Origin of the sequence: Saccharomonospora sp., from assembly GCF_027317685.1 — a bacterium.
GTDB lineage: Bacteria > Actinomycetota > Actinomycetes > Mycobacteriales > Pseudonocardiaceae > Saccharomonospora.
Genome location: NZ_DAHVQP010000009.1, coordinates 1 through 1,568 on the forward strand (window position 1 = coordinate 1; position 1,568 = coordinate 1,568).

Genomic DNA, 1,568 nt, shown 5'->3' on the forward strand with positions numbered 1-1,568 from the left:
CGACTCCAGGCTCCCGTGCCACATCGTGCCCAGCACCCTACCGACCCGAGCCCCGCCCAGGAACTCCTCGACGCCCACATCACGTGTGATGCGACCGTGGTGGATCTCGTAGCCGAACGCCTCGACGCCGAACGCCGTGCCGTATGAGCGCCGCAGCGTCTTGTCCGGTGAGAACGTGGTCTCCACCGGCAACAGGCCCAGGCCGGGCACGCTCACCGGTTCCGGGGCCTCGACACCTTCCGGATCGTGCACGTGGCGCCCGAGCATCTGGAAACCTCCGCAGATACCCAACACGGCCCGTCCGGCCTCGGCGTGGCGCACCACGGCCCGGTCCAGCCCCCGGGACCGCAGCCACGCCAGATCGGCGACGGTGGCGCGGGTACCGGGCAGGACCACCAGGTCGGCGTCGGCGAGGTCGCGCGGATCGGCGGTGAAGACCACCTCGACGCCGGGTTCCAAGCCGAGAGCGTCGGTATCGGTGACGTTGCTGATGCGGGGCAGCCGGATGACGACGACCCGCAACGCGCCTTCCTCCGCCGGCGAACGGCCCGCGAGTCCGAGGGTGTCCTCGGAGTCGAGCCACACATCGGGGCTCCACGGCACCGTTCCGTAGACGCGACGACCGGTGAGCTCCTCCAATCGCCGCAGGCCAGGCGCGAGAAGCGTTTCGTCGCCACGGAACTTGTTCACGACGAAACCGGCGATGAGCGCCTGGTCTTCGGGCTCCAGCAATGCCACGGTGCCGTAGAATGCGGCGAACACGCCACCGCGGTCGATGTCGCCGACGACCACGGTGGGGATGTCGTCGTGCCGAGCCAGCCCCATGTTCACGTAGTCCCCCGCTCGCAGGTTGATCTCGGTGGGGCTGCCCGCGCCCTCACAGACGACGAGATCGAAGCGAGAGGACAGGTCGCGGTACGCGGCGTACGCAGCGTCGGCGAGATGCGCGCGCCCTTCGGGGAATTCCGCCGAACCGAGCTCCCCCGCCGCTCGGCCCAGCACGACGACATGACTGCGTCGGTCGCCGCCCGGCTTGAGCAGTACGGGGTTCATCGCGGCCTCCGGTTCGACCCCTGCGGCGAGCGCCTGGACCCATTGGGCCCGTCCGATCTCGGTGCCGTCGGCGCAGACCATCGAATTGTTCGACATGTTCTGCGCCTTGAACGGGGCGACCTTTAACCCACGCCGCGCGAACGCCCGGCACAGCCCCGTGGCCACGAGGGTCTTGCCCGCATCGGACGTCGTCCCGGCGACGAGCAACCGCGCCGTCCGTCCTCTGTGTGCTTCCACATAGTGGAGTATCGCCGACGCCTCGCAGTGACAACACCCACCACGGCGTGTTCGTCAGCTTCTCCGTGCCGGTAGATTCGACGATCGTGGCGAAAGACGTGACGGTCGTAGGGCTCGGCGCGGACGGCTGGGACAGTCTCGACACCGCCGGCAAGGACACGGTGCTGGCCGCCCAGACCGTCCTCGGTGGAGCCCGTCACCTCGCGCTGCTGCCGAACGTTCCCGGCCAGTCGCGCAGGACGTGGCCCTCACCGTTGCGGGACGGCCTCGCCGCGCTC

General features: G+C 69.5%; 1 protein-coding gene and 1 pseudogene. One reads left to right on the forward strand and one right to left on the reverse strand.

Translation table 11 applies throughout. From position 1 onward, the window contains the following. A partial coding sequence (locus M7H19_RS00610) for a cobyric acid synthase (protein WP_298175744.1) occupies positions 1–1,290 on the reverse strand: 1,290 nt, incomplete at its 3' end. Between the two features lie 86 nt (positions 1,291–1,376). On the opposite strand from M7H19_RS00610, the pseudogene M7H19_RS00615 reads away from it, so the two are divergent. Continuing rightward, positions 1,377–1,568 (forward strand): annotated as a pseudogene (locus M7H19_RS00615) (cobalamin biosynthesis bifunctional protein CbiET); the annotation flags it as partial.